At 38.1% G+C, this 268-nt stretch carries 1 protein-coding gene; it reads left to right on the forward strand.

What is annotated here, in order from left to right; genetic code table 11:
- The coding region (locus C1G53_RS00315; RefSeq protein ID WP_161941338.1) for a ParB N-terminal domain-containing protein at window positions 1-268 on the forward strand (268 nt) is incomplete at both ends.

Raw genomic sequence — 268 nt, forward strand, 5'->3', positions numbered from 1 at the left:
ATCTGAACTTCACCCAGCCTCTTACAATCCTCGCAAAAAACTCAAAAAGGGTGACAAGGAGTATGAAAAGATTAAGCAAAGTCTGCTCAAGTTTGGTTACGTTGACCCCATCATCGTCAATAAAGATTTTACGGTTATTGGTGGCCATCAACGATTAACTGTATTGAAGGACTTAGACTATGAAACTGCCAAATGTGTCATTGTCGATTTATCCAAGGAAGATGAAAAGGCTTTAAACATTGCCCTTAATAAAATTACAGGTCAATGG

It is taken from the genome of Streptococcus suis (genome assembly GCF_002960445.1).
Classification (GTDB): domain Bacteria; phylum Bacillota; class Bacilli; order Lactobacillales; family Streptococcaceae; genus Streptococcus; species Streptococcus hyiners.